The 25728-nt window shown below is 62.7% G+C and carries 23 protein-coding genes; 10 read left to right on the top strand and 13 right to left on the bottom strand.

The window, feature by feature from the left end; translation table 11 throughout:
• Positions 1-323: 323 nt before the first annotated feature.
• The gene (locus DGA31_RS16915) at positions 324-2111 is read right to left on the bottom strand and encodes a KinB sensor domain-containing domain (protein WP_109513342.1); all 1788 of its coding nucleotides are present in this window, start codon (positions 2109-2111) and stop codon (positions 324-326) included.
• Positions 2112-2129: 18 nt separating this feature from the next.
• Complete coding sequence (gene algB, locus DGA31_RS16910; RefSeq protein WP_056841049.1) at positions 2130-3476, bottom strand: sigma-54-dependent response regulator transcription factor AlgB; 1347 nt, start codon at positions 3474-3476, stop codon at positions 2130-2132.
• Positions 3477-3692: 216 nt separating this feature from the next.
• On the opposite strand from algB, the gene DGA31_RS16905 reads away from it, so the two are divergent.
• The 6 genes from DGA31_RS16905 (at position 3693) to DGA31_RS16880 (ending at position 9225) form a co-directional block, all read left to right on the top strand.
• Complete coding sequence (locus tag DGA31_RS16905) at positions 3693-4538, top strand: BON domain-containing protein (protein WP_109513341.1); 846 nt, start codon at positions 3693-3695, stop codon at positions 4536-4538.
• 214 nt (positions 4539-4752) lie between these two features.
• The gene (locus DGA31_RS16900; RefSeq protein WP_056841051.1) at positions 4753-5043 is read left to right on the top strand and encodes a hypothetical protein; all 291 of its coding nucleotides are present in this window, start codon (positions 4753-4755) and stop codon (positions 5041-5043) included.
• Positions 5044-5080: 37 nt separating this feature from the next.
• Entirely contained in the window at positions 5081-5245 is a 165-nt protein-coding gene (locus DGA31_RS16895; RefSeq protein ID WP_002555679.1) for a DUF1328 domain-containing protein, read from the top strand.
• Positions 5246-5285: 40 nt separating this feature from the next.
• Complete coding sequence (locus tag DGA31_RS16890) at positions 5286-5714, top strand: inhibitor of vertebrate lysozyme family protein (protein ID WP_082481814.1); 429 nt, start codon at positions 5286-5288, stop codon at positions 5712-5714.
• A gap of 672 nt (positions 5715-6386) precedes the next feature.
• A complete protein-coding gene (gltP, locus tag DGA31_RS16885; RefSeq protein WP_056841053.1) occupies positions 6387-7715 on the top strand; it encodes a glutamate/aspartate:proton symporter GltP in 1329 nt (442 codons plus the stop codon).
• Positions 7716-7983: 268 nt separating this feature from the next.
• Positions 7984-9225, top strand: coding sequence for a nucleoside recognition domain-containing protein (locus tag DGA31_RS16880; RefSeq protein WP_056841054.1), 1242 nt, complete (start codon positions 7984-7986; stop codon positions 9223-9225).
• Between the two features lie 3 nt (positions 9226-9228).
• Here the strand turns inward: DGA31_RS16880 and DGA31_RS16875 are convergent, their stop codons facing one another.
• The 5 genes from DGA31_RS16875 to DGA31_RS16855 form a co-directional block, all read right to left on the bottom strand.
• Positions 9229-10419 carry a DUF5924 family protein gene (locus DGA31_RS16875; RefSeq protein WP_109513340.1) on the bottom strand — a complete coding sequence of 397 codons (1191 nt, stop codon included), beginning with the start codon at positions 10417-10419 and terminating at the stop codon, positions 9229-9231.
• A 138-nt stretch (positions 10420-10557) separates the two neighbouring features.
• A complete protein-coding gene (locus DGA31_RS16870) occupies positions 10558-11952 on the bottom strand; it encodes a M16 family metallopeptidase (RefSeq protein WP_109513339.1) in 1395 nt (464 codons plus the stop codon).
• Between the two features lie 59 nt (positions 11953-12011).
• Positions 12012-13673 carry a Na/Pi cotransporter family protein gene (locus tag DGA31_RS16865; protein WP_109513338.1) on the bottom strand — a complete coding sequence of 554 codons (1662 nt, stop codon included), beginning with the start codon at positions 13671-13673 and terminating at the stop codon, positions 12012-12014.
• Positions 13674-13946: 273 nt separating this feature from the next.
• The gene (locus DGA31_RS16860) at positions 13947-14702 is read right to left on the bottom strand and encodes a TerC family protein (RefSeq protein ID WP_056841058.1); all 756 of its coding nucleotides are present in this window, start codon (positions 14700-14702) and stop codon (positions 13947-13949) included.
• Positions 14703-14776: 74 nt separating this feature from the next.
• On the bottom strand, positions 14777-16084 hold the full coding sequence (locus tag DGA31_RS16855; protein ID WP_056841059.1) for a CitMHS family transporter: 1308 nt from the start codon (positions 16082-16084) through the stop codon (positions 14777-14779).
• A gap of 507 nt (positions 16085-16591) precedes the next feature.
• On the opposite strand from DGA31_RS16855, the gene DGA31_RS16850 reads away from it, so the two are divergent.
• Both DGA31_RS16850 and DGA31_RS16845 read left to right on the top strand, forming a co-directional pair.
• Positions 16592-17644, top strand: coding sequence for an aromatic ring-hydroxylating oxygenase subunit alpha (locus DGA31_RS16850; protein WP_109513337.1), 1053 nt, complete (start codon positions 16592-16594; stop codon positions 17642-17644).
• A gap of 20 nt (positions 17645-17664) precedes the next feature.
• Positions 17665-18621, top strand: a complete 957-nt coding sequence (locus DGA31_RS16845) for a PDR/VanB family oxidoreductase (RefSeq protein WP_109513336.1) — start codon at positions 17665-17667, stop codon at positions 18619-18621.
• 186 nt (positions 18622-18807) lie between these two features.
• Here the strand turns inward: DGA31_RS16845 and DGA31_RS16840 are convergent, their stop codons facing one another.
• From DGA31_RS16840 to DGA31_RS16830, 3 genes are all read right to left on the bottom strand, one after another.
• Positions 18808-19440: a LysE family transporter gene (locus DGA31_RS16840; protein WP_056841062.1), complete on the bottom strand. Its 633-nt coding sequence runs from the start codon at positions 19438-19440 to the stop codon at positions 18808-18810.
• 131 nt (positions 19441-19571) lie between these two features.
• Positions 19572-20165: a mechanosensitive ion channel domain-containing protein gene (locus DGA31_RS16835; RefSeq protein ID WP_056841063.1), complete on the bottom strand. Its 594-nt coding sequence runs from the start codon at positions 20163-20165 to the stop codon at positions 19572-19574.
• A 16-nt stretch (positions 20166-20181) separates the two neighbouring features.
• Positions 20182-22092, bottom strand: a complete 1911-nt coding sequence (locus DGA31_RS16830) for an ATP-binding cassette domain-containing protein (protein ID WP_109513335.1) — start codon at positions 22090-22092, stop codon at positions 20182-20184.
• A gap of 47 nt (positions 22093-22139) precedes the next feature.
• Between DGA31_RS16830 and DGA31_RS16825 the strand changes: the two genes are divergently transcribed.
• Complete coding sequence (locus tag DGA31_RS16825; protein WP_109513334.1) at positions 22140-22601, top strand: TIGR02444 family protein; 462 nt, start codon at positions 22140-22142, stop codon at positions 22599-22601.
• On the opposite strand, the gene DGA31_RS29815 is transcribed toward DGA31_RS16825, so the two are convergent.
• Entirely contained in the window at positions 22598-23491 is an 894-nt protein-coding gene (locus DGA31_RS29815) for an AlgP family protein (protein WP_153811677.1), read from the bottom strand. The genes DGA31_RS16825 and DGA31_RS29815 overlap by 4 nt on opposite strands.
• 214 nt (positions 23492-23705) lie before the next feature.
• Between DGA31_RS29815 and DGA31_RS16815 the strand changes: the two genes are divergently transcribed.
• Positions 23706-24380, top strand: coding sequence for an FKBP-type peptidyl-prolyl cis-trans isomerase (locus tag DGA31_RS16815; protein WP_056841067.1), 675 nt, complete (start codon positions 23706-23708; stop codon positions 24378-24380).
• 11 nt (positions 24381-24391) lie between these two features.
• Here DGA31_RS16815 and DGA31_RS16810 read toward each other — a convergent pair whose 3' ends face one another.
• Positions 24392-24850: an Rsd/AlgQ family anti-sigma factor gene (locus tag DGA31_RS16810; protein WP_056841068.1), complete on the bottom strand. Its 459-nt coding sequence runs from the start codon at positions 24848-24850 to the stop codon at positions 24392-24394.
• A 170-nt stretch (positions 24851-25020) separates the two neighbouring features.
• A complete protein-coding gene (locus tag DGA31_RS16805; RefSeq protein ID WP_109513333.1) occupies positions 25021-25551 on the bottom strand; it encodes a disulfide bond formation protein B in 531 nt (176 codons plus the stop codon).
• Positions 25552-25728: the final 177 nt, after the last annotated feature.

Genomic DNA, 25728 nt, shown 5'->3' with positions numbered 1-25728 from the left:
TTGCCTGGCTCATTGATTGCCCCCCTATTGCGCACTGCATGACACAGCGCCAAGGCGGAGCGCTGTCGCGCAGTAACCATGGGGCCCGGTAGGAGCGCGCTCTGCCCGCGACCGGCTGCGTTAGCAGTCGTAAATTCGTGGCGTTTCATAGATCCCTGATGGGTTCGCAGTCGTAAATTTTCAGCGTCTACACAATTTCTGCGAGCGCTTCGCACTCGGTCGCGGGCAAGCGCGCTCCTACAAGCGGTGAATTTAATATCCATTAAAATCAGTAACTTGTTTTCTAGAGCAACCATCACCAGGCCGTTCCTGTGCAGGATCCGTCAGTAGGGCAACGCCATATAAAACTGAGTTCCCTGCCCAGGTCTTGAGTAGACACCCATCCGTCCACCGTGCAACTGGACGATTTCCTTGCACAGGGCCAGTCCCAGCCCCGCACCACCCTTCTTGCGGCCGACCTGCACGAAGGGCTCGAAAATCCGCGCCTGGTTGCCATAAGCAATGCCTTCGCCGTTGTCTTCGATGCTCAGGATCGCCCGTTCGCCGTGGCGCCGTGCCTGCAAGCGGATCAGGCCGTTTTCCGGGGTGTGGCGCAGGGCGTTGTCCAGCAGGTTGTCCAGCACCCGTTCCAGTTGCGACTGGTCGGCGTGCAGGCGTGGCATGTTCTCCTGGATATCCAGTTGCAACACGATGTCCTGTTCTTCAGCCCGATCGGCAAAGCGCAGGCGCACCTCTTCCATCATCTGTTCGATCGAGCACGGTGCCAGCTTGAGCTTCTGCAGGCCGCTCTGGTAACGGGAGAAATTCAGCAGGTCGTTGATCAGTTGCATCAGGCGCTGCATTTCTTCCTTGACCGTATTGAACAGGTCAGCCTCGCGGCTTTCTTCGGCAAAGTGCACGCGCTCTTGCAGCAGGCCGAAGGCCATGTGCATGCCGGTGACCGGCGTACGCAGCTCGTGCGAGGCGCGCAGGACGAACTCGCTGCGCACCCGCTCGAAGGCCCGTTGTTCGGTGACGTCGTGCAGCACCATCACGGCGCCGAGGATGTCGCCGTTGGCGTGGCTGACCGGGGTCAGGCTGTAGGTCAGCAGCCGTGATTCGCCATCGATATCGATGGCCAGGTCGTCCGGGGCACGTTCAAGCGTACCGCCGCGCAGGCTCAGCAGGATTTCCTGATCCAGTTCCGGACGCGCCAGGGCTTCGCCAGGGCGTTGGCCCAGGCGGCTCTCATTCCAGCCCAGTTGGCGCTGGGCCACCGGGTTGAGGTGTTCCAGTTGTCCTTGGCGGTCGATCATCAGCAGGCCATCGTCAATGCTGTCGAGCACCGCTTGCAGGCGTTGCTGGCCGGCCACCAGCTCATCGATATTGGTTGCCTGGTGCTTGCGCAAGGCCTCGGCCATGAGTCCGAAGCGCCGGGTCAACTGGTTCATTTCAGTGGCGGCGGAGATGGGCAGCGTCACCTCGAAATCGCCCTGGCCGATCTTGTCCGCCGCCTTGGCCAGCGCCTCGATAGGGGTGCCGAAACGCCGCGCGATACCGTTGGCGGTGACAAAGCCGATGCACAGCACCGCCAGCCCCACCAGGCCCAGCAGGGCGGCGATCCAGTAGGCGCGCTCACGGGCGTTGCGCTCGGCGATGTTGATGTTGTCCAGCGCGGCGCGGTAGGCATCGAGCAGGTCATTGCGCAGGCTGTTGAAGCTGGCGCTGAGTTCAGGGTTGCGGCGGATGCCCAGCTCGTTCGGGTTATTGCGCCAGTAAGCGTCGAGAAACTTCTGGTAATTGGCCAGCGCTTCCTCAAACCCGCTGCGGGTGCGGTTGAGGCGGTCGTGCTCCACGCCCTGGGTCAGCAAGGCTTGAAACTGACCCTGAGCCTTTTCCAGACGCTCCGGTGGTGTGTCGGCGTCGAGCATCATCACCAGTTGATCGCCCAGGTTCTGGCGCAGCTTCAGGCCCAGGTCCAGGGTCACGAAATTGCCCTGGATCATCGATTCCTGGGTGCGGGCCATCTGCACCACGCTGACCAGGCCCAACAGCAGTCCAAGCAGCGCCACCGTGATCAACGCGGAAATGCTCAGGAACAGACGTGTACGCAGCTTGATTGCCAATTTCATGCAACACCGATAACAGGCTTACAGGTTGTACTGCTTGCGTTTGCGATACAGGGTCGAGGCATCGATACCCAATGTCTTCGCCGCTTGGTCCAGCGTGTCGCTGGTGGCTAGCACCGCACCGATATGAGCCTTTTCCAGCTCGTCCAGGCTCATCGAGGCGCCGACCCGCGGGGCATTGCTGACCGGTTGCTCGGCCATGCCCAGGTGGGCGACCTCCACACGGTCTTGCGGGCAGATGATGCTGGCGCGCTCGATGACGTTACGCAGTTCGCGAATGTTGCCTGGCCAACGGTAGTTGAGCAGCGCCGAACGTGCTTCCTCGCTGAAGCCGCGTGCCGGGCGCGAGTAGTCCTTGACGAAGCGGGCCAGGAAACGGTCCGCCAGGGTCAGGATGTCTTCGCTGCGCTCGCGCAAAGCCGGCAGGTGCAGGGTGATGACGTTCAGGCGGTACAGCAGGTCTTCACGGAAGCGGCCGCTGCGCACCATGTCTTCCAGGTTCAGGTTGGTGGCCGCCAGAATGCGCACATCGGCACGGCGGGTGACCGGGTCACCGACCCGCTCGTATTCCTTGTCCTGAATGAAACGCAGCAACTTCGGTTGCAAGGTCAAGGGAAAATCGCCGATCTCGTCGAGAAACAGCGTGCCGCCATCGGCCTGGTTGACCCGGCCCAGAGTGCTTTCGCTGGCCCCGGTAAACGCCCCGCGGCTGTGCCCGAACAATTCGCTTTCCATCAGCTCGGCGGTCAGCGACGGGCAGTTGATGGTTACGCAGGACTTCTTGGCACGCTTGCTCCAGCCGTGGATCGCACGGGCCAGTTCACCCTTGCCGGTGCCCGACTCGCCCAGGATCAGGATGTTGGCGTCGGTGACCGCCACCTGGCGGGCGGTTTCCAGAATCGACATCATCATCGGGCTGTGTGAGTCCAGCCCGTCCTTGGGTTTGCGGATCTCGCCTTCGAGTGCTTCCAGGCGGGCCGACAGATGCCGCACCTCCAGTTGCTTGGCCGTGGCCAGGCGCAACTGGTCGGGGCTGCAAGGCTTGACCAGATAATCGGCAGCACCGGCCTGGATGGCGTCGACTGCCGTGTCGATGGCCGAATGCGCGGTCACGATGACCACGCGCATCCACGGCGCCTGCACACGCATCTGCGCCAGCACATCAAGTCCGTTGTCTTCGCCAAGGCGCAAGTCCAGAAAACACAGGTCGAAGACCTGGCGCTGCATCAGTGCGTCGGCTTGCGCTGCGCTGTTGGCGGTGGCCACGTTGTAGCCTTCGTCTTCCAGGCAATACCGGAAGGTGCGAAGGATCGCGGATTCATCATCCACCAGCAGAATACGGCCCTGATTCTCAGTGGCTGCTTCCATGTTTCCTACGCTCCTAAGTGAATAGTCTTGGTTAGTCTCGGAATCATCGGGCAAGTTGCATGGTCAATTCTGATTGATTATGCGGCAAGGATGGTAGCTATGTGCTTTTGCATCGGCTACCAGGCGCATTCGACCGCCCGCTTGTCGCAAAAACCGCTCAGGCCGTGCTGCGCAGGTCGTGCGCGCGGTTCTGACCCGCCTGCAAAGGAGAACCGCATGCATCCGCTCAAGAACATCGCCCTGGCCACCGCCACCACGCTGCTGCTGGGCTCGCACACCCTGATGGCCCAGGCCGCATCGGAACAGGCTGCCGGGCCATTGCTCGAAGCCCGCCAGGAAGGTTCGATCTGGACCGCCATTGCCTTGAACAAGCACTTGAGCCCGCTGGATATCAAGGTTGATGTCGCACAAGGCACCGCCAGGCTGTCGGGCAAGGTCGAGAACGAGGTCGAGCGTGAGCTGGCCGAGCGTATTGCGCTGGATGTGCAAGGCATCGACAAGGTCGACAACCAATTGCAGATCGATCCCCAGCTCACCAGCGAGCCTGGCAGCCGCTCCGCCCTCGCCCAGCGTTTCGAAGACGCTACGCTGGTGGCCACGGTCAAGTCCAAGCTGCTGTGGAGCAACGTGACTCAGGGCATGGACATTGATGTGGCCAGTGCCGACGGCGTGGTGACCCTCAAGGGGCGTGCCCAGAGCCCCGAAGCCAAGGAGCTGGCCGGTAATCTGGCTACCAATACCGACGGGGTGGTCAGCGTCAATAACCTGATCAGCCTCAGTGCGGCCGACTCGATTGCCGCCAAGACCCAGCCGCAGGCGCTGAGCGCGACTGAACAGATGAGCGATGCCTGGGTGACCAGCAAGGTCAAATCCAGCCTCATCTATAGCCGCAACCTCGACGGCCTGAATATCAAGGTCGACACCCGTGAAGGCGTGGTCACCCTCAATGGCGTGGTGGCCAATTTTGCCGAAAAGGAACTGGCTGTCGAAATCGCCCGCAATATCCGTGGCGTCAAAGGTGTGAATGCCGATGCCTTGAAGGTGCTGGCGCGTACTACATGATGGCATTCCGGGTCGGCCCTTGGTATTCGTGCAGAACGCACGATGCCAAGGGCCCAATCGTGCAGCTTGCTTGCAGCACGATTTTCACTTTTTCTATAAGTAACTGTTTTTATTAGGTTTTTTTCAATAAAAAAACTGGCATGCAGACTGCAATACTTCTAGCGACAAAGGTCGGAAGGCTCCGGTCGACAAGAATGTTGGAGGGTATGTATCAATGAACAGTCTGCGCATTGCCCAATTGCACCTCTCGCCCCTGCGGGTTCAGCAAGGTCTCTTCGCCAGTCTGATCGTGCTGCTTGTCCTGCTCGGTGCCCAGCAGTTGCAACGCTGGGAACAAGCGCAGCAAGCGGTGGCGATTCATCAGACGTTCATGTCCCATGCCCTGCCTTCGAGTCAACTGCACACGCCGGTTTCCGCACCCGCCACCGCCAACAAGATGCCGGTCGACCGACTGGTGTCACAGGACGTACCAGCACAGCCCTATCAGCAGCGCTGGGTTTTCTGACCTGATCGAATTCACCAAGCAGTCAAGGAGTATCACCATGTTGAGTTGGGCTATCACGTTTCTGATCATCGCCATCGTTGCGGCAGTACTGGGCTTCGGTGGTATCGCAGGCACGGCTACCGGTATCGCGAAGATTCTGTTCGTCGTATTCCTGGTGATGTTCGTCGTGTCGTTCTTCTTCGGTCGTCGCGGTCGAGGCTAAGGTGCACACCGCCATTCCTGCATTGGCAGCCGCCCTGTTGATGGGCGGCAGTGCCGCGGCTCTGGCCGCCAATGATGGACAGACACGGGCCAACGAATTGCTGCAAAGCTCCCCCGAGTATCGCCAGGCCTGGACCAAGGTCGTGCAAAAGGAGGAGCGGTTACCCGAATGGGTCATGAACCTGTCGGGAACATCCGAACAAATGACGGCCACCACTGAAGACGGCGACCGGTATCTGGTAGGGCCGCTGTGCGAGACCGCTGATACCTGCCGCAGCAAACGTCTGATCGTGGCAGCCAGCATGGATGACAAGGACGACATATACGCCATGTTGGTCGAAGTCCCTGCCGGGCTGCCGTCTGACAAGTCGCCCACAAGACATGCGGATTATCGGTTCCTGGGCAAGCCTGACGAGGGCGTGCAAAAGCTGCTTAAAGAGCAGCTTAAAAAGGACCCGAACTGGTACTGACAGGCGGCAAGAATGTTCACAGGTAAAGAACGGTGCCTGTCCAATCGTTTCTTTATCAACGCTGTGCGGCCCGAGGAGGGTACGCACATGACCAGGGGGCCGGGACGCATTGATCGTTGCATGATCGGTGTGACCTAGGGGTACAGGGAGTGCCTCCGCTGAGGGCCGGGTCAGGTGAAGCGCCATGCCAGTCGAATACGATTCCTTGTAATCATCGGCTTGTGTGGCGCTTTTTAATGCCTGGGATTTTGATTCAGGACGTTGCGGCGTCCTACGCTCGCGACCGTATATCCAGTAAATCATGTAGGGCTTTTCGCCAAACCCGCTCAAGTCGGGTCATAACGACGCGCCACCCCTTGCCAGCCTGCAGACGACGTTTCAGCCACGTCTGCGCCCTATCACGGCATCATTCTCAACCACTGCCAATGACTGCTTGTCAGTTTTTCTATGCCGATTCTGCATGACTTAGGCCGATATGGCATTAGACGTGTCTTTCTGCCGCCGGAATAGTTGCGCCTTTTTTCGCCTGCCATTGAGCTCGGACGCTCGCTTGCGGTGACTTCCTGTGGGCTGTCCGGGGCTTTATTTCCATGACGCGTACCTGCTGCGGAACAAGGCAGGGCGACGCCATGGTTCCCGGGCGGTCCAGGCACTTCGCATATAGGTAACGACATGAAGAAGGCAAAACTGAGTCTGGCCTGGCAGATTCTGATCGGTCTGGTGCTGGGCATCGCCCTGGGCGCCCTGCTCAACCACTTCAGTGCCGAGAAGGCCTGGTGGATCAGCAATATCCTGCAACCGGCAGGCGATATTTTCATTCGCCTGATCAAGATGATCGTGGTGCCGATCGTGGTCGCCTCGCTGATCGTCGGCATCGCGGGTGTGGGTGATGCCAAGAAGCTGGGCAGCATCGGTCTGAAGACCATCCTCTACTTCGAGATCGTGACCACTATTGCCATCGTCGTCGGCCTGGTGCTGGGCAACCTGTTCCAGCCGGGCGCCGGGATCGACATGAGCACCCTGGGCACATCTGACATCTCCAAGTACATGGCGACCACCGCCGAAGTGCAGCATGACCATGCCTTTATCGCCACGATCCTCAACCTGATCCCGTCGAACATTTTTGCTGCCGTGGCCCGTGGCGACATGCTGCCGATCATCTTCTTCTCGGTGATGTTCGGCATGGGCCTGGCCAGTCTGCAGGCCGAAGTGCGCGACCCGCTGGTGAAGATGTTCCAGGGCGTGTCGGAGACCATGTTCAAGGTCACCCACATGATCATGGCCTATGCGCCGATCGGCGTGTTCGCACTGATCGCCGTTACCGTGGCCAACTTCGGTTTTGCCTCGCTGCTGCCGCTGGCCAAGCTGGTGATCCTGGTCTACGTGGCCATCGCCTTCTTCGCCCTGGTGGTGCTGGGCCTGATTGCCCGCCTGTTTGGTTTCTCGGTGATCAAGCTGATGCGCATCTTCAAGGATGAGCTGATCCTGGCCTATTCCACCGCCAGTTCCGAAACCGCCCTGCCGCGCATCATCAGCAAGATGGAAGCCTACGGTGCGCCCAAGGCCATCTGCAGCTTCGTGGTGCCGACCGGCTATTCGTTCAACCTCGACGGTTCGACCCTGTACCAGAGCATTGCGGCGATCTTCATTGCCCAGCTGTATGGCATCGACCTGTCGCTGGGCCAGCAACTGATGCTGGTGCTGACCCTGATGGTCACCTCCAAGGGCATCGCCGGCGTGCCGGGCGTGTCCTTCGTGGTGCTGCTGGCGACGCTGGGCAGCGTGGGCATCCCGCTTGAGGGCCTGGCCTTCATTGCTGGTGTCGACCGCATCATGGACATGGCGCGCACCGCCCTCAACGTGATCGGCAACGCCCTGGCCGTGCTGGTGATCTCGCGCTGGGAAGGCCTGTACGACGACGCCAAGGGCGAGCGCTACTGGAACTCGCTGCCCCACTGGCGCAGCAAGGATCCGCAGCCGGTGGCCGTGCCGGCCGACTGATCGCTTCTGCGCCTGGCAATCAGCATTCGCGACCGATGGTCGCTCCTACGGTGTCTGTGTCGACTCCCATTCAGGGCCTGGCACACATCGGTAGGAGCGACCGATGGTCGCTCCTACGGTTTCTGTGTCGACTCCCATTCAGAGCCTGGCACATTCGTAGGAGCGACCAACGGTCGCGAAAGGTCCGCAGGACCGACACCGCCGTCCTGTCATTTCCCTCCCTGCGCCCTGACCGTTATCATCCCCGCCTACTTTGCGGGGGTGTGTGATGCTCAATGGCCTGTGGCTTGGTTTTTTCGTCGTGGCGATGGTGGCCGCGATGGCGCAATGGCTGGTCGGCGGTAATGCGGGTGTGTTTGCCGCGATGGTCGAGAGCATCTTCGGCATGGCCAAGCTGTCGGTCGAGGTCATGGTCCTGCTGTTCGGCACCCTGACCCTGTGGCTGGGCTTTTTGCGCATCGCCGAGCAGGCCGGCATCGTCGACTGGCTGGGCAAGGCCCTGAGCCCGTTGTTTCGCCGCCTGATGCCTGAGGTACCCGCCGGGCACCCGGCGCTGGGGCTGATCACCCTCAACTTCGCTGCCAACGGCCTGGGCCTGGACAATGCCGCCACGCCCATCGGCCTAAAGGCCATGAAGGCCCTGCAGGAACTCAACCCGAGCAAGACCATCGCCAGCAACGCACAGATCCTGTTTCTGGTGCTCAATGCCTCGTCACTGACCCTGCTGCCGGTCACCATCTTTATGTACCGCGCCCAGCAAGGTGCCGCTGACCCGACCCTGGTGTTCCTGCCCATCCTGCTGGCCACCAGCGCCTCGACCCTGGTGGGCCTGCTGTCGGTGGCGATCATGCAGCGCCTGCGTCTGTGGGACCCGGTGGTGCTCGCCTACCTGGTGCCCGGCGCACTGCTGCTGGGTGGCTTCATGGCGTTTCTGGGCACCCTGTCGGCCACGGCCCTGGCCGGCCTGTCGTCGATCCTGGGCAACCTCACCCTGTTCGGCCTGATCATGCTGTTCCTGCTGGTCGGGGCGTTGCGCAAGGTCAAGGTCTACGAGTCGTTCGTCGAGGGTGCCAAGGAGGGCTTCGACGTGGCCAAAAACCTGCTGCCCTATCTGGTGGCCATGCTCTGTGCGGTCGGTGTGCTGCGCGCGTCGGGTGCGCTGGATTTCGGCCTGGAGGGCATCCGACACCTGGTCGGCTGGCTGGGCTGGGACACCCGCTTTGTCGAGGCGCTGCCCACCGCGATGGTCAAGCCGTTCTCCGGTAGCGCCGCGCGGGCACTGTTGATCGAGACCATGCAGGTCCAGGGCGTCGACAGTTTTGCCGCGCTGGTGGCCGCCACCATCCAGGGCAGCACCGAGACCACGTTCTATGTGCTGGCGGTGTACTTCGGTGCCGTGGGCATCCAGCGTGCCCGGCACGCGGTGGGCTGCGCCCTGCTGGCCGAGTTTGCCGGTGTGGTGGCCGCCATTTTCGTCTGCTACTGGTTCTTCGGCGCCACCGCCAACTGACCCTCAGGGCGCCTGGGCGGGCGCCGGTTGTGATTCAGGCGCTGGCTCCTGCTGCTGTTTTTCTTCGGGTTTCGCCTCGGTCGGCGCTGCGTCGGCTGCGGGTGCCTCGTTCCCGCCCCCGTCGCCACCCGGCTTGAGCTTGATGATGCGCCCGTCCGGCCGGGTCACCGCCGGCTGGTCGCTGTCGGTGACTTCAAAGCGCAGCACGCCAATCATCTGCCCGTCTTCGGTCAGGACCCTCACCTGCCAGCGCCCGGCCACCTCGGGCGGGAAATTGCGCTTGTGGGTCCAGGCGCGGTAACCCTCCTTGCGCCCGCCATGAATGTCCAGGGCGATGCGATCGACCTCCTCACCGTCACGCCGCCATACATGGTAGATGCGCTCCTCAAGCCCGCGCGGCGCATTGATCGAGGTGTAGGCGTAGAGCCCTTCGCGGCGCAACTGGCTGGCGCTGATCTGGCGAATGGTGTCGCCGGGGGTGCGGGTCTTGTTGTCAAACGTGGTGCTGACCGCCACTTCGGTCAGCCACAAGGTGGCCGGCGGCACCCAGGAGCGCAGCATCCAGCCGGCACCGCCCGCGGCCAGCGTTACCAGCACCAGCGCCACGCCACGGCGCCAGGTGTTGATCGGAAAGCTCGATGCCAGGCTGGGGAACGACAGCAGCATGGCAATGCCCAGCGCCAGTTTGTAGCTCTGGGTAGTGGTCAAATGCAGGATGATCGGTAGTGCCGTCAGCAGCGCAGCGAACAGGGTCAGGGTGTGCAACGCCATGAACAGCCAGCGCCGCGGCGCGAGCCAACGGTAGTACAACGGGTCGATGATCGAGATCAGCCCGGCAGCGCCCAGCAGCGCCGTGAACGCGGCCTGGCCGCTGTTCCAGGTGGTGGTCACAAAGAAGAACGGCAAGACGAAGAACAGGCTTTCCTGGTGGATCATCTGCGTGCCGTAGCGCAGCAACCCTTGCGGTACCTCTTTGCCAAAGGTCTTGCGAAACAGGCTGACCACGCTGTTTTCGACCATCAGCCAGACCCAGCTGAGCAGCATCACCACCGCGATCCAGTTGGCCAGCCCGGCCTGGCGGTCGACCAGGATGAAGCTGCCAACCCCGGAGATGAAACCACCCAGCGCGATGATGCCCGGATAACGCTGCATCAGGCCCAGCACACGGTTGAGCATGGAATTCCAGTTGGGCATTTGACTTCACTTCATGAGAGGCGGCATGGAATCGTGGCGCTGCGGTTAACTGTAGGACCGGCTTCAGCCGGGAATGGTGCCGTCGCGGCTGAAGCGGATCGCGACTGAAGCCGCTTCAGCATGGCACCTGGCTATAGCCTATCGCGACTTGGGCTTTCTGCCATATCGATACCACCACCCGCCGGCCAGCAGCAGGACCACCAGCCACAGAACGCCCACTGCCAGCCAGTACAGGCCGTCGTAGCTGAAGCGTGGTTGCTGAATGCGTACATAGCCAGGCTGCTCCAGCAACTGGCGCAGGGCCTGGTTGGTGCTTTCCAGGCTCACGGCCTTGATGCGTTTGGCCGGGTCGCTGAAGCGGCCGTCTTCATAGTCGTTGAGCGCGCCCCAATAATAGTCGGCCAGCGCACTGTTGCCCTGCACGGCCCAGGCCTGGCGGTCGATGGCGACTTGCTTGAGGCGCGCAAAGCTGTCGGCTTGCAGGCCATCGCGGCGCAATTGCACCAGCAGTGCAGTGATGGCCTGTTCGGCCTGTTTCAGGTCGCTGCGGTCGACATCGACGATCAGGCTCATCAGGCCGGTGTCGCCAAACACCTCGCGCTCCACCGACGGGCCGTAGGACAGCCCGCGCTTCAGGCGCAGTTCGCTGTACAGCGCCCACTCCAGGTTGGCCTTGACCAGTTCCCAAATTTCGTCGTGCTGATCAGCCAGCGGTGGTTCGCGAAAGATCAGATGCAGGCGGGCGTTCTCGCCCAGCATGCCGCGCGGCAGGATGCGGCGTTTTTCGGCCGGGTGTCCGGCACTGGCCAGTGCCCGGCGTTCGACCGGCTCGGTGGCAGCAAGCTTGCCATAGACGCGCTGCACATAACCGGGCAGCAGCTTGTCGAGGTCGCCGACCACGATCAGGGTCATATTGTTGGCCGCGTACCAGGTCGCCAGCGCTTCTTGCAGCGCCTGCAGCGGGATGTCGTCGACTTCGGAGCGGGCGGCGCATTTCAGCCCCATCTCACTGGCCAACTGGTTGCTGGCACTGTGGCTGGGGTCGCGCTGGTCGAGCAGCTTTTGCAGGCGCGAGGTATGGCCGCCGTCTTCGCGGGCGACGATGCGCCTGACCGTGTCCAGGCGTTCCTGGGTCAGCTCGGTGCGGGTCAGCACGTCCATCAGCAGATCGAGCACCTTGCGCTGGTTGCGCGCCGGGGCCTCGATCACGAAAGTGGTATCGGCGTTGCTGGTAAAGGCATTCCAGTCGCCCCCAAGGGCCTGCATGCGCTCTTCCAGGCCGCCTTCGCCGCTGTCGTCGATGCCGCTGAACATCAAGTGTTCAAGCAGGTGCGGGAGCTCCTTGGCCTCGCATGGAAAGTCATCGAAGCCGACGCCGACCACCAGCCGGATCGCCACATGGCCCTTGTCGTAGCCGGGCTTGAGCAGCACCTGCAAGCCATTGGGCAACAGGTACCCCTGGGCTTGCAGGCGGTCCAGGGCAAGCGCCGGCAGCGCGCCGAGAAGCAGACAGATGAACAGCAGGCAACGCATAAAGCGGCTTTTCCTTGCGGGCCGGTTGAATTCAACAGACTTCGCTGCCGCCGGTCGGTTCAGATCGATTGTTCGGCCACGCTGCTTTCGCCCTCGCTGGACAGCGCGCCGGTATCGACCGTTTCGAGCACCGCGTAGGCGCTGCTGCAGAACAGCGAATTGAGGCGTTTCATGTCGGCCATGATTTCCAGATGCAGTGAACTGGTTTCCAGACTCTGCACCACTTTACGTTGCAATCGGTTGACATGCGCATGCGCCAGGCGCCGTTCCAGTGCGCGAAAGCGACGTTTTTCACGCAGCAACTGGCGGGCACTCTGCGGGTCGCCGCTCAGGAACACCGACAGGCCCAGGCGCAGGTTGGACTGCAACTGGGTGTGCAGGTCCGACAGCTCCTCAAGGCCGACCTCGGAAAACGAGCGGCGCTGGGCGGTCTTCTGCTGCTGGATCTTGCGCAGCATGCGCTCGATCAGGCCGCTGGCCATTTCCAGGTTGATGGTCAGCTCGATGATCTCGGCCCAGCGCCGGTTGTCCTGCTCGCCCAGCTCTTCGCGGGGCATTTGCGCCAGGTACAGCTTGATGGCGCTGTACAGGGCTTCGACGTCTTCGTTGAGGCGGCGCATTTCCAGGCTGACGGTGGTCTGCGTGCCGCGCAGCACGCCTTGCATCGAGGCCAGCATGCTTTCGAGCAGGTCGCCCATGCGCAGGGTCTCACGCACGGCATTGGCCAGCGCCAGGCTGGGGGTGTCCAGCGCTGTCAGGTCAAGGTGCCGGGCGCGTGCGGGGCCGGTGGTCTCGGCCGGTTGTTGCAGCAGGCTGGCGCACAGCCGTGCCATCGGGCTGACAAAGGGCAGCATCAGCAGGCAGCGGGCGGTGTTGTAGAGCACATGAAAACCGATCACCAGCTCCTGCGACGAGAACCCCAGGCTGTCGAGCCAGTTCACCAGCGGGTCGAGCACCGGCATGATCAGCACCAGGCCCAGCAGTTTGAACAGCAGGCTGCCCAGCGCCACCTGGCGCCCCGGCACGTTCTGCATGCTGGTGCTGAGAAAGGCCAGCAGGCCGCTGCCGATATTGGCGCCCACCACCAGGCCGATGGCCACGTGCAGGCTGATGATGTCGGCCCCGGCCAGGGTTGCGGTGAGCAGCACCGCTGCCAGGCTGGAGTAGGAAATCAGGGCGAACAGCGCGCCAACCAGCGCATCAAGCAGGAAATCGCCGGTCAGCGAGGCGAACAGCACCTTGACCCCGCTGGCCTGGGTGATGGGCGCGGCGGCGCTGACGATCAGTTGCAGCGCCAGGATGATCAGGCCCAGGCCGATGGCGACCCGACCCAGTTGCCCGGCGCGGGTCTGCTTGCGTGACAGGAAGAACACCACGCCCAGGAAGATCAGCAGCGGTGACAGCCACGACAGGTCGAAGGTCAGTACCCGCGACATCAGGGCGGTGCCGACATCGGCCCCGAGCATGATCGCCAGCGCCGGCGGCAGGGTCATCAGGCCCTGGCCCACGAACGAGGTGACCAGCATGGCCGTGGCATTGCTGCTCTGCACCACGGCGGTGACCAGGATGCCGGCGACGAAGGCCAGCGGCCGACGTGACATGTTCTGGCCCAGGACACGGCGCAGCGGCGTGCCGTACACCCGCAGGATGCCGGTACGCACAATATGGGTGCCCCAGATCAGCAGGGCCACGGCAGACAATAGATCGAGCAGGGTCAGCATCAGCCAAGGCCCCCTGAGGTGGTCGGTGTTGGAGTCACGAGCGAAGCAAAAGGAATAACGGACGCTCAACTAAGCTTTAGTCGGCTTTGAGCCGTGCCGCCAGCATCGCACAGGCGGCAGGTCATTGAAATAATTCTGTAACATTTGCCGGCCCGTGCGGTGATCCGCGCAGGACCGGTTTCAGCCGGGAACCCGCCACCCATGATGGGGTGGTGGCCCCTTCACGGCCAAAGCGGATCGCCGCCCGGCCGCCTCTACGCGCACGCCCTCAGGTCAGGCGTTGGCCAGTTCGGCCTCTTTGGCTTCGGCCTTCTTGCGGGCCATCGCGGTGCGCATCTTGATGTTGATCGCTTCGACCGCCAGCGAGAACGCCATGGCGAAGTAAACGTAGCCCTTGGGCACATGCACGTCGAACGCCTCGGCGACCAGTACGGTGCCGACCACCATCAGGAACGACAGGGCGAGCATTTTCAGCGACGGGTGCTTGTCGATGAAATCGCTGATCGCGCCCGAGCAGAGCATCATCACCAGCACCGCGACGATGATGGCTGCGACCATGACCGGCACATCAGAGACCATGCCTACGGCCGTGATCACCGAGTCCAGCGAGAACACGATGTCGATGATCGCGATCTGCACGATGGTGTAGAGGAAAAAGCCGCCGGTGCCCTTGGGCTCGTCGCTGCTCTCTTCCTCGCCTTCCATGCCATGAAAGATCTCTTGCGAGCTTTTCCAGAGCAGGAACAGGCCACCGAAGAACAGGATCAGGTCACGGCCGGAAATGCCCTGGCCAAAGACCGTGAACAGGTCGGTGGTCAGGCGCATGACCCAGGTGATCGACAGCAGCAACAGGATGCGCGTGACCATTGCCAGCGCCAGGCCGAACAGCCGGGTGCGTTGCTGCATGGCCTTGGGCATGCGGCTGACCAGGATCGAGATCATGATGATGTTGTCGATGCCCAGGACGATTTCCAGGGCAGTCAGGGTAAAGAAAGCAACCCATATCTGCGGGTTGAGTAGCCATTCCATCAGGTGTTTTCCTCAAGCGATAAAAAATCGCCGCCAGCGTGGGCTGACGGCGATCAGGGGGTGTCACGAAAAGGTCAGACGCTGCTGACGAGCGGGAAGATACCCATCACCAGGGCGGCGACCAGAATGCACATGCACACCAGGATCGCCCACTTGAGGGTAAAGCGCTGGTGGTCACCGAAATCGATACCGGCCAGGGCCACCAGCAGGTAGGTCGACGGCACCAGCGGGCTGAGCAGGTGCACCGGCTGGCCGACGATCGAGGCGCGGGCCATTTCGACGGCGGTGATGCCGTAGTGCGAGGCGGCTTCGGCCAGGACCGGCATCACGCCGTAGTAGAACGCATCGTTGGACATGAAGAAGGTGAACGGCATGCTCACCAGCGCGGTGATCACCGCCAGGTAAGGGCCCAGGGCATCGGGGATCACGCCCAGCAGGCTCTTGGACATGGCGTCGACCATGCCGGTGCCGGTCAGGATGCCGGTGAAGATACCGGCGGCGAAGATCAGGCCGACCACCGACAACACGCTGCCGGCGTGAGCCGAGACGCGGTCTTTCTGGTCCTGCAGGTTCGGGTAGTTGATGATCATCGCGATGCTGAAAGCCACCATGAACAGCACCGGCAGCGGCAGCAGGCCCATGATCAACGTGACCATCAGGGCGAAGGTCAGGGCACCGTTGAACCAGATCAGTTTTGGACGACGGGCGTCAGGGAACTGCGAGACGCTGATTTCGCTGTGGTCGATTTCATCGCCGGCCAGTTGCAGCACGCCCAGGCGGGCCCGCTCACGCTTGCCGTAGAAGTACGAGATGGCCAGCAGGCAGACGACGCCGACCGCCATGGCCGGGATCATTGGTACGAAGATGTCCGAGGCATCCACGTGCAGGGCGCTGGCGGCGCGGGCCGTCGGGCCGCCCCAGGGGGTCATGTTCATGATCCCGCCGGCCAGGATGATCAGGCCGGCCATGATGCGCGGGCTCATGCCGACACGGCTGTACAGCGGCAGCATGGCCGCTACGCAGATCATGTAGGTAGTGGCGCCGTCACCGTCGAGCGAAACCACCAGCGCCAGTACGGCGGTGCCGACCGAGATGCGCATCGGGTCGCCCTTGACCATTTTCAGGATCTTGCGCACCGCCGGGTCGAACAGACCCGAGTCGATCATCAGCGCGAAGTAGAGGATGGCGAACATCAGCATCACGCCGGTGGGCGCCAGCTTGGTGATACCGGCCAGCATCATCGGGCCGATCTGCGGACCGAAACCGCCGAACAGGGCGAAAATGATCGGCACCAGGATCAGGGCGATCAGCGCGGTCATGCGCTTGCTCATGATCAGGTACATGAAGGCAATGACCATGGTAAAGCCGAGGAAGGTCAGCATGGCGAAACTCCAGACGTAAGGCGGCCAGGGAACCGGAAAAGGAAAAGGTCAGTTCGGGTCAGCGAGGGGCTGTCTGGGGTCGGGGCGTGGCGAGGGTGTACACGGAGGTAGGAGCAAGCATTTCAATCACCGTTATTCTTGTTGAGTGGCTCAGGCGCTCTTGGCAGTCGCCCTGGCTTACCGGTCTATGCCGGTGCTGGAGGCGATCCTAATCCCCCAAGCTTTCAACCACCTTTCACTCATATTGAATCCGCAGTAGGAGCGCGCTTGCCCGCGACCGGCTGCGTCAGCAGTCGTAAATTTTCAGCGTCCATACAATTTTTGCGAGCGCTGCGCACTCGGTCGCGGGCAGAGCGCGCTCCTACACGGGCAGCCCTCCAGATAGGTTATGGATCCATTGAATATTATTAAGGGCGATTATCGGCTGTTTTTATTTGACTCAATCCATGGTTTGGCGATTCAATGGATCCATTAAATAAAAACAAACAAAACCGGAGAGCCTGTCTCATGTATCCGAAAAATACCTGGTATGTCGCCTGCACCCCTGATGAAATCGCTGAAAAGCCATTGGGGCGGCAAATCTGTGGTGAAAGGATGGCGTTCTACCGCGGCCCGGAAAACCGCGTCGTCGCCGTTGAGGATTTCTGCCCGCACCGCGGCGCGCCGTTGTCGCTGGGCTATGTCGAGAACGGCCTGCTGGTGTGCGGCTACCACGGCCTGGCCATGGGCGCCGATGGCAAGACCGCCTCGATGCCCGGCCAGCGGGTACGGGGCTTTCCGTGCAACAAGACCTATGCCGCCGAGGAGCGCTACGGTTTTGTCTGGGTCTGGCCGGGCGATCAGGCCCAGGCCGATGCAGCGCTGATTCCGCACCTGGAATGGGCGGTCAGCGAGCAGTGGGCCTATGGCGGCGGGCTGTTTCATATCGGCTGCGACTACCGGCTGATGATCGACAACCTGATGGACCTTACCCACGAAACCTACGTGCACGCGTCCAGCATCGGCCAGAAAGAGATCGACGAAGCGGCGCCGGTGACCCAGGTCGAAGGCGACGAGGTGATCACCGCCCGGCACATGGAAAACATCATGGCCCCGCCCTTCTGGCGCATGGCGCTGCGCGGCAACAACCTGGCCGACGATGTGCCGGTGGACCGCTGGCAGATCTGCCGCTTCACCCCGCCCAGCCATGTCCTGATCGAAGTGGGCGTCGCCCATGCCGGCCACGGCGGCTACCACGCCGAGGCGCGTTACAAGGCGTCGAGCATCGTGGTCGATTTCATCACCCCCGAGACCGACACCTCGATCTGGTACTTCTGGGGCATGGCGCGCAACTTCAACCCGCAAGACGAGGCGCTGACCGCCACCATTCGCGAAGGCCAGGGCAAGATCTTCAGCGAAGACCTGGAGATGCTTGAACGCCAGCAGCAGAACCTGCTGCGTCACCCTGAACGCAACCTGCTCAAGCTCAATATCGACGCCGGTGGCGTGCAGTCGCGCAAGGTGCTCGAACGCATCATCGCTCGCGAGCAGGCCTCGCCGCTGATTGCCGTTGCCCAATGAACCCGGCCCGAGGAAGTGAAATGATCGACGTCATGGTGATTTCCCGCCGCGAAGAAGCCCCGGGCATTTGCAGCTACGAGCTGGCCCGGCCCGACCGTAGCCCGTTGCCGGCCTTCACGGCCGGGGCGCACATTGATGTGCACATTCCAGGCGATGCCGGGCTGGTGCGTCAGTATTCGCTGTGCAATGCGCCCAGCGAACGGCACCGCTACCAGATCGGCGTGCTCGACGACCCGGCGTCGCGCGGCGGCTCTGCTGCCCTGCACCGCCTGTTGCAGGCGGGCATGAGCTTGCGCATCAGCGAGCCGCGCAACTTGTTTGAACTGGCCCCCGAGGCCCGGCGCAGCCTGCTGTTCGCCGGCGGCATCGGCATTACCCCGATCCTGTGCATGGCCGAGCACCTGGCCGCCAGCGGCGCGGACTTCGAACTGCATTATTGCGTGCGCGCCCGCGACCGCGCCGCGTTCGCCGCCCGCCTGCAGGCCTGCGCCTTTGCCGATCGTGTCTACCTGCATGTGGATGAAGAACCCGCCACGGCCCTGCAGGCCGCCCAGGTGCTGGCCGCGCCGCAGCCGGATGTGCACCTTTACGTGTGCGGCCCCGGTGGCTTCATGCAGCATGTGCTCGACAGCGCCCGGGCCCAGGGCTGGACCGAAGCCAACCTGCACCGTGAATACTTTGCCGCTGCGCCGGTGGACACCAGCGCCGATGGCTCGTTCTCGATCAGGGTCAACAGCACCGGCCAGGTGTTCGAGGTGCCGGCCGACCAGAACGTCATCCAGGTGCTGGAGCTGCATGGCATCGAGGTGCCGGTGTCGTGCGAGCAAGGCGTATGCGGCACCTGCCTGACCGGCGTGCTCGAAGGTGTGCCGGAGCATCGCGACCTGTACCTGACCGAAGAAGAACAGGCCCTGAACGATCAGTTCACACCCTGCTGCTCGCGGGCCAGGACACCGCTGCTGGTGCTGGACCTCTGAACAAGTCAGGACCGGCTTCTACAAAGCAGGTTATTCGGACAGGCACCGACCGGTAGGAGCGCGCTCTGCCCGCGACCGGCTGCGTTAGCAGTCGTAAAATTGTGGCGTTTTATAAATTTTGCGAGCGCTTCGCACTCGGTCGCGGTGGTCCGGCATTCCGGCAAGCGCGCTCCTACGGTAGCTATTTCAGGCCGTACCGCGATGCAAGGTGGCGATGAATGCCGCGGCTGCGACAAACAGGCTGGCGAAGGTGCGGTTCAGGCGTTTCTGCTGGCGCGGTGTCTTGAGCAGGCGCAGCACCTTGGCCGCCAGGCCCGTGTAGCCGGCCATGACGATCAGGTCCACGGTCACCATGGTCGCGGCAATGGTCACGTACTGGGCCAGCAACGGCGCGTTCGGGTCGATGAACTGTGGCAGGATGGCCAGCATGAACACCATGGCCTTGGGGTTGCTGATATTGACCAGGAACCCGCGCAGCATCAGGCTCATTGGTTTGCCGACCGGGCGCACGGCCGGGTCTTCGTTCATGTCGGTGGGCAGCGCTCGCCACTGCTTGACGCCCAGGTAGATCAGGTATGCCACGCCGAACCACTTGATCACGGTAAAGGCCAGCTCGGAAGTGGCCAGGATGGCGCCCAGGCCGGCGGCGATGATGCCGATCTGCACCACCAGCGCGATTTGCAGTCCCAGCGCGTTCCAGTAGCCGCGCCAGAAGCCGTATTGCAGGCCGCAGGACATCGACGCGATGGCGCCGGCACCCGGCGACAGGCTGATCACCCAGCAGGCGGCAAAGAATGCCAGCCATGTTTCAAACGCCATCGCACACCTCACTTTATCGGATGGCGAATACGTTAATCCTGATCGGCAAGTGTAGCCAGATGTTTATCGCGGACAGGTTGGGGTCGATAGATCCATTTCGGGTGCAGGAATATTCGCCATCACCCTCCGGCCTATTTGCCCTCGCCGGCCGGCCGCTCGGTGATCACCTGCGCCAGGCCGTCGGTGCCGCGCCAGCGGCGTACCGATTTCTGGAAGAACTGGCTGTTGGGCACCTGCACCAGTGCGCCGCCCTGCTCGGGAAGTTCGATCAGGGTGGTGAACATCAGGTTGATGGCCGTGACCCGGCCCTTGACCCCGGGCTTGTCGAGGGTGTCGACCAGCTCGACGATGTCGCCGATACGAAACGGGCCGATGGTGAAGATCATCACCGCGCACAGCAGGTTGGACAGGACGCTCCACATGGCGAAGAAGGCCACCGCCGCCACGGCGACAAAGCCCGACAGCGCCGTCCACAACACGGTGGCCGAGACGCCCAGGCGCCCGAGCACGACCACGAAGGCGCTGCCCATGATGAACCAGCGCAGGCACCCGCGCACCGGCATCAACAGCTCGGGTGGCAACGGGTAGCGCTCGCCCAGGCGCGTAAGAAAGCGCCCCACGACACGCTGGGTCAGGTAGCCCACCAGCAGGATCAGCAGAATCTGCAGGCCCAGCCAGATCGGTTCGACCCAGTGCGCTGCCAGCGGTAAACCAAAAACGTCCATCACCCTCTCGCCTCGCTTACGACAATGCTTCCAGCTCGGCCTGCATGGTTTCCAGCACTTCCAGTGCCTCCATCCAGCCCTCTTCCAGTTCGGCCTCGCGCACCTTCAAGCGAGCCTGGTCGGCCAGCAGGTCGCGCAGCTTGTCTTTGCTGGCGGCCTCGTAGAGGGCGCTGTCGGCCAGGCCCTGTTCAATCCGGGCCAGCTTTTCGTGGACCTCGCCCAGCTCCTTTTCCAGCTTGTCAGCCTGGCGTTTGTGCGGTGCCAGTTGCTGACGCAAGGCGGCGGCCTGTTGGCGCTGGGCTTTTTTGTCGGTCTTGTCGGCATTGACCTGCGTGGTGCTGGCCGGTGCATGACGCACGCGGTAATCGGCCAGCCAGCGGGTGTAGTCGTCCAGGTCGCCATCAAAGGTTTCGACCCGGCCATCGGCCACCAGCAGGAAGTCGTCAGTGGTGCTCTTGAGCAAGTGCCGGTCGTGAGAGACCACCAGCACCGCTCCGCTGAATTCCTGCAGGGCCATGGTCAGCGCCAGGCGCATTTCCAGGTCCAGGTGGTTGGTCGGTTCGTCGAGCAGCAGCAGGTTGGGCTTTTCCCAGGCAATCAGCGCCAGGGCCAGGCGGGCCTTTTCGCCACCGGAGAAGTTCAGCACCGGCTCGTCGAGCCGCGCACCGCGAAAATCGAAGCCGCCGAGGAAGTCGCGCAGGGTCTGCTCGCGTTCGGTCGGTGCCAGGCGCTGCAAGTGCAGCAGCGGCGTGGCCTTGGCATCCAGCGAGTCGAGCTGGTGCTGGGCAAAGTAGCCGACCGAGAGGTTTTCACCGCGTTGCAGGCGCCCGCTGATGGGGTCCAGCTCGCCGGCCAGGTTCTTGATCAGCGTCGACTTGCCCGCGCCGTTGGGGCCCAGCAGGCCAATGCGCGCGCCGGGCACCAGTTGCAGCTTGACCTTCTCGAGGATGACCTTGTCGCCATAGCCCAGACGGGCATCGGACAGGTCCAGCAAGGGGCGCGAAAGCTTGTCGGATTCGCGGAAGACGAAGTTGAAGGGCGAGTCGACATGGGCGGCAGACAGCTCTTCCATGCGCTCCAGCGCCTTGATGCGGCTCTGGGCCTGGCGGGCCTTGGTGGCCTGGGCCTTGAAGCGCGCAATGTATTTTTCCATGTGCGCACGTTGCACCTGCTGCTTCTCGTAGGCCTGTTGCTGCTGGGCCAGACGTTCGGCACGGGCGCGCTCAAAGGCACTGTAGCCGCCGCGATACAGGGTGATCTTGCGTTGCTCGACGTGGGCGATGTGATCGACCACCGCATCGAGAAAGTCGCGGTCGTGGGAAATCAGCAGCAAGGTGCCGGGATAGCCCTTGAGCCAGTCTTCGAGCCACAGGATGGCGTCGAGGTCCAGGTGGTTGGTCGGCTCGTCGAGCAGCAGCAGGTCCGAAGGGCACATCAAGGCTTGCGCCAGGTTCAGGCGCATCCGCCAGCCACCGGAGAAACTGCCGACGGGCCGTTCCATCTGCTCGTTGCTGAAGCCCAGGCCGGCCAGCAGCTTGCGGGCACGGGCGTCGGCGGTATAGCCGTCGGCGCTGTCGAACTCGGCATGCAGGCGTGCCAGTGCGGTGCCGTCGTGGGCGGCCTCGGCCTCGGCCAACTGGCGCTGGATATCGCGCAGCAGCAGGTCGCCGTCAAGCACATAGTCCACGGCCAGGCGTTCGAGGGTCTCGATCTCCTGGCGCATGTGTGCGATGCGCCAGTCGGCCGGCAGATGGCAATCGCCGGAGTCGGGGCTCAACTCGCCGCGCAACAGGGCAAACAGGCTGGATTTACCGGCACCATTGGCACCGATCAGACCGGCTTTCTGGCCGGCGTGCAGGGTCAACTCGGCGTTTTCTAGCAGACGCTGAGGGCCACGCTGTAAGGTAAGGTCTTGAATTCGAATCATGATGGCGGCGGAGTCTACCAGCTTCGTCCCGGACGGGGTTGACCACTATGCCTGTTGATCTATGGAGTTTCACCCTCGATTTCTATGCCCGGCCCGGTGTGGAGCCGGCGTGCCTGCAACTTCAGGCCCAGGGAGCCGACGTTTGCGTGGTGTTGTTCGGGGTGTGGCTGGGGTGGCGCGCCGTGCCGTGCACTGACGCCCGGGTGGCGGCCATTGTCCAGGCAGCAGGCGCGTGGCAGGCGCAGGTCGTGGGGCCTTTACGGGCCTTGCGCACGCAATGGCGTCAAGCCGCGGCAGGCGATAGCGCGCTTGCCACCTTGCGCGAACAGGTCAAGGCCTTGGAGTTGCAGGCGGAGCGAACATTGCTGGAACGGTTGCAGGGTCTGGCCAGGGACTGGCCACAGGGGCAGGTGCAGGATGTGCAGGGCTGGCTTGATGCGTTGGCGGGCCGGCAGGACCGCGCCGCACGGCAGGTGCTGTGCGACGCGGCCCTTACCCTGAGGGCTTAGCCCTGTTTGACGCTGTCGGTAGCGGCCGGCGCAGCCGGGGCCGGTGTACCGGCAGGCTGGGCAACCGCTGTTACTGCGGTCTCAACCTTGGCGGTCGCCGGTGCCTTGGCCGGTTTTGCGGCCGGCTTGGTCGCGGTCTTTACAGCAACCGGCTTGGCGGCGGGCTTGGCGACGGCAGGTTTGGCAGCGGCGGTCTTGGCTGCAGGCTTGGCGGCCGCCGTTTTGGCCGGCGCCTTGGCGGTCGCAGGCTTGGCGGGTGCCTTCTCGGCAACCGGCTTGGCCGCCGGGGCCTTCACCGGTGCCTTGGCTGGCGCCGCAGCGGCTTTTTCAGTGGCTGGTTTGGCCGGGGCCTTGGTGGCTGGCTTGGCCGCCGCTTTGGCAGGCGCTTTCTTGACCACGGCAGGCTTGGCGACGGCTTTGTCGGCGGGTGCCGCGTCTACCTTGGCGACGGCGGGCGTGGTTGCGGCCTTGCTCGCGGCCGGTTTGGCTTCGCGGGTGGTCAGTGCCTTGCCGACGGCTTCCTTGACCCGGCCTACGCCCTGGGCCAGCTTCAGGCTTTCCTGGACATCGCGTTTGAGCTGCTGGATGTAGGTGCGTGTTTCGGTCTGGCGATCCTTCAAGGCATCGAGCAGTTCTTCAAGCTCATCGATGGCGGCCTTGGCCTTGGTCTGTGCCTTGGCTTTGCCGGCAACAGCGGCGTCCTGCACCTTGGTGCGCGACGTGTGCAATTTTTCCTGGGCCTTGACGCGTTGCTTTTCCAGCTTGGCGAGCAGTTTCTCGGCATCAGCCAAAGCGGTGGAACAGGCGTCTTCCAGGTGTTCGAGCAGGCTGCCCGACAATTGTTGGAGCAGATGCAACGGCGTGGTTACGGGCTTCTTGTTGGCCGACATGACTTACCTCCGGGCTGGCGAAATAGCGGCTCATACTAGACCTCTGCCTGCAGCGCCGCTAGCGCTGTTGACAGCATGAACAGTCCGCTGTTGCACGGCGCCACCTGCAATGGCCGGGGGTTTGAGCCGTCTGTGCAAAATTTCACCCGGGCCGCTCTCTGCGTAACGCTGTCGGTACTGGCATAATCACAGCCTTCTCAGCCGGAGAGCCTCCATGTCGCGCTACTTGTTGATGTCGTTATTGCTTGTGCTGCCGCTGGGACAGGCGGCCGAAAATCCGGCTGCCAACGACGCCCATGACCTGGCGTACAGCCTGGGGGCGAGCCTGGGCGAGCGCATGCGTCAGGAGGTGCCGGACCTTGACCTGACTGCCCTGGTCGATGGCTTGAAGCAGGCGTATCAGGGCAAGCCCCTGGCACTCAAGCAAGCGCGAATCGACCAGATCCTGGCCGATCATGATGCCGCGATGGCGCAGGCCGAAGCTGCGGGCACCGACTCGCAGACCGAGGCGGCACTCAGTGCCGAACGGCGTTTCATGGACGCGGAAAAGGCCAGGCCTGGCGTCAAGGTCCTGGCCGACGGCATTCTGATGACCGAGCTGGTGCACGGTGACGGGCCCAGGCCCGATGCCAACGGCCGGGTGGAAGTGCGCTATGTAGGGCATCTGCCGGACGGCACGGTGTTTGACCAGAGCAGCCAGCCGCAATGGTTCCGCCTGGACAGTGTGATCAGTGGCTGGACCACGGCCTTGCAGGACATGCCGACCGGGGCGAAATGGCGTTTGGTGATTCCCTCGGCACAAGCCTATGGCGCCGAAGGGGCGGGCGACCTGATCGACCCGTTTACACCACTGGTGTTCGAGATCGAACTGGTCGCCGTGTCGTCGTAACCCCGTTGGCGTTACGCGCTGGCCTGTTCCTTGTGCGAGGTGTGCAGCACCTCGATCAGGCAGTCTTCAAGCTCGAAGCGCTCATGCAACAGCCCGCCCAGGGTCTTGAACTCGCTGGCGCAATCGGCTGACGAATCACCGTGATCACAATGGTCGTTGAACGCCAGCGCCAGTTGCGTCAAGGCCTCCAGGCGCGGGATGAGCGTATCGGCCAGTTCCAGCCCGCGCTCGTCGTTGAACGCCTTGGCCTCGTTGCTCAGTTGTTCATAGACCTCGAAATGCCCCGCCGACACGTAGTCGACCAGCAATTGACAGAAGTCCTGCTTGGCCGAGCGGTCCCGCAGGGACTCGGGCGTTCCGCCCAGCGCATCGTAGGCCTGGATCAGTTCGTGACGATTGTGAAGCCAGCGATCGATCAGCAGATTGACCCCGCCCCAGCGTTCCTGAGCATTCTGACAACTTTCCAGCATGATGATCTCTCTTCCCTTCAGGGGGCATGCAGTCCTGTACCGGCATCAAGTCGTACCCGATCTGTGTAAACCGAGCCTGAATGAGCGTCATGACAACAGACTTGGATTGACGCGTGCGAGCCAGATTATGCCCGCAGGATAAGGGCTTCAAGCGATGAGGTCGAGAAAGTTCATACAAGCGTTTGATCCTTGGGCAATATCTTGCGGGGTATTTCGACCAGCAGCAGATACAGCGCCAGCAGGATTGCCCCGACAAACGCCAGCAGGCTCCACTCCGGCAGGCTGATACCGAACAGCGACCAGTTGATCTCGGCACAGCTCAGCAGTGCGTGCTCCAGAATGCCTCCCCAGGCCGGCCGCGCGAGCAGGCTGAAACCTTCCTTGACGTGGGTGACGGCCAGGGCCAGTTGCTCGGGGGGCGAGGTCTGCGAGCCGATATGAGCGCCTGCGACACCGGCGCCAAGCAGGGCCACGACCAGCAGCGCCAGCGCATAGCGATGCCAGGTGCGCAGGGTCGTGGGGCCGTGCACGGCAGCGGCCAGGCAGATCAGGGCGCAGGCAAGCAGCAGCGCTCGTTGCACATGGCATAACAGGCAAGGCGTGAGGTTGTAGGTGAACTGCAGGTAGACCGCCGCGCCGACGGATGTTGCACAGGCGATGAACGCCAGACAGAACAGAAAGCGCGTGCGGGCCGGGTGCATGACAAATCCGTAACGGGAAACAAGGGGGGCTACGGTAGAGGAAAGCGCACAGAGCTTTCAAGGCAGCCGCGCGCCAGGATGTTGATAGCTGCACGCGAAAACAAACACCCATGAATCAGGTTTTATTACATTTTCATGTACGAATTATCTTCATACACAGTATTTGCCGGGCAATTC

Source organism: Pseudomonas ovata, assembly GCF_003131185.1.
GTDB classification, from domain to species: domain Bacteria; phylum Pseudomonadota; class Gammaproteobacteria; order Pseudomonadales; family Pseudomonadaceae; genus Aquipseudomonas; species Aquipseudomonas ovata.
Note: the sequence above shows the minus strand (reverse complement) of the source record. Positions and strands in the feature narration are given on the sequence as shown.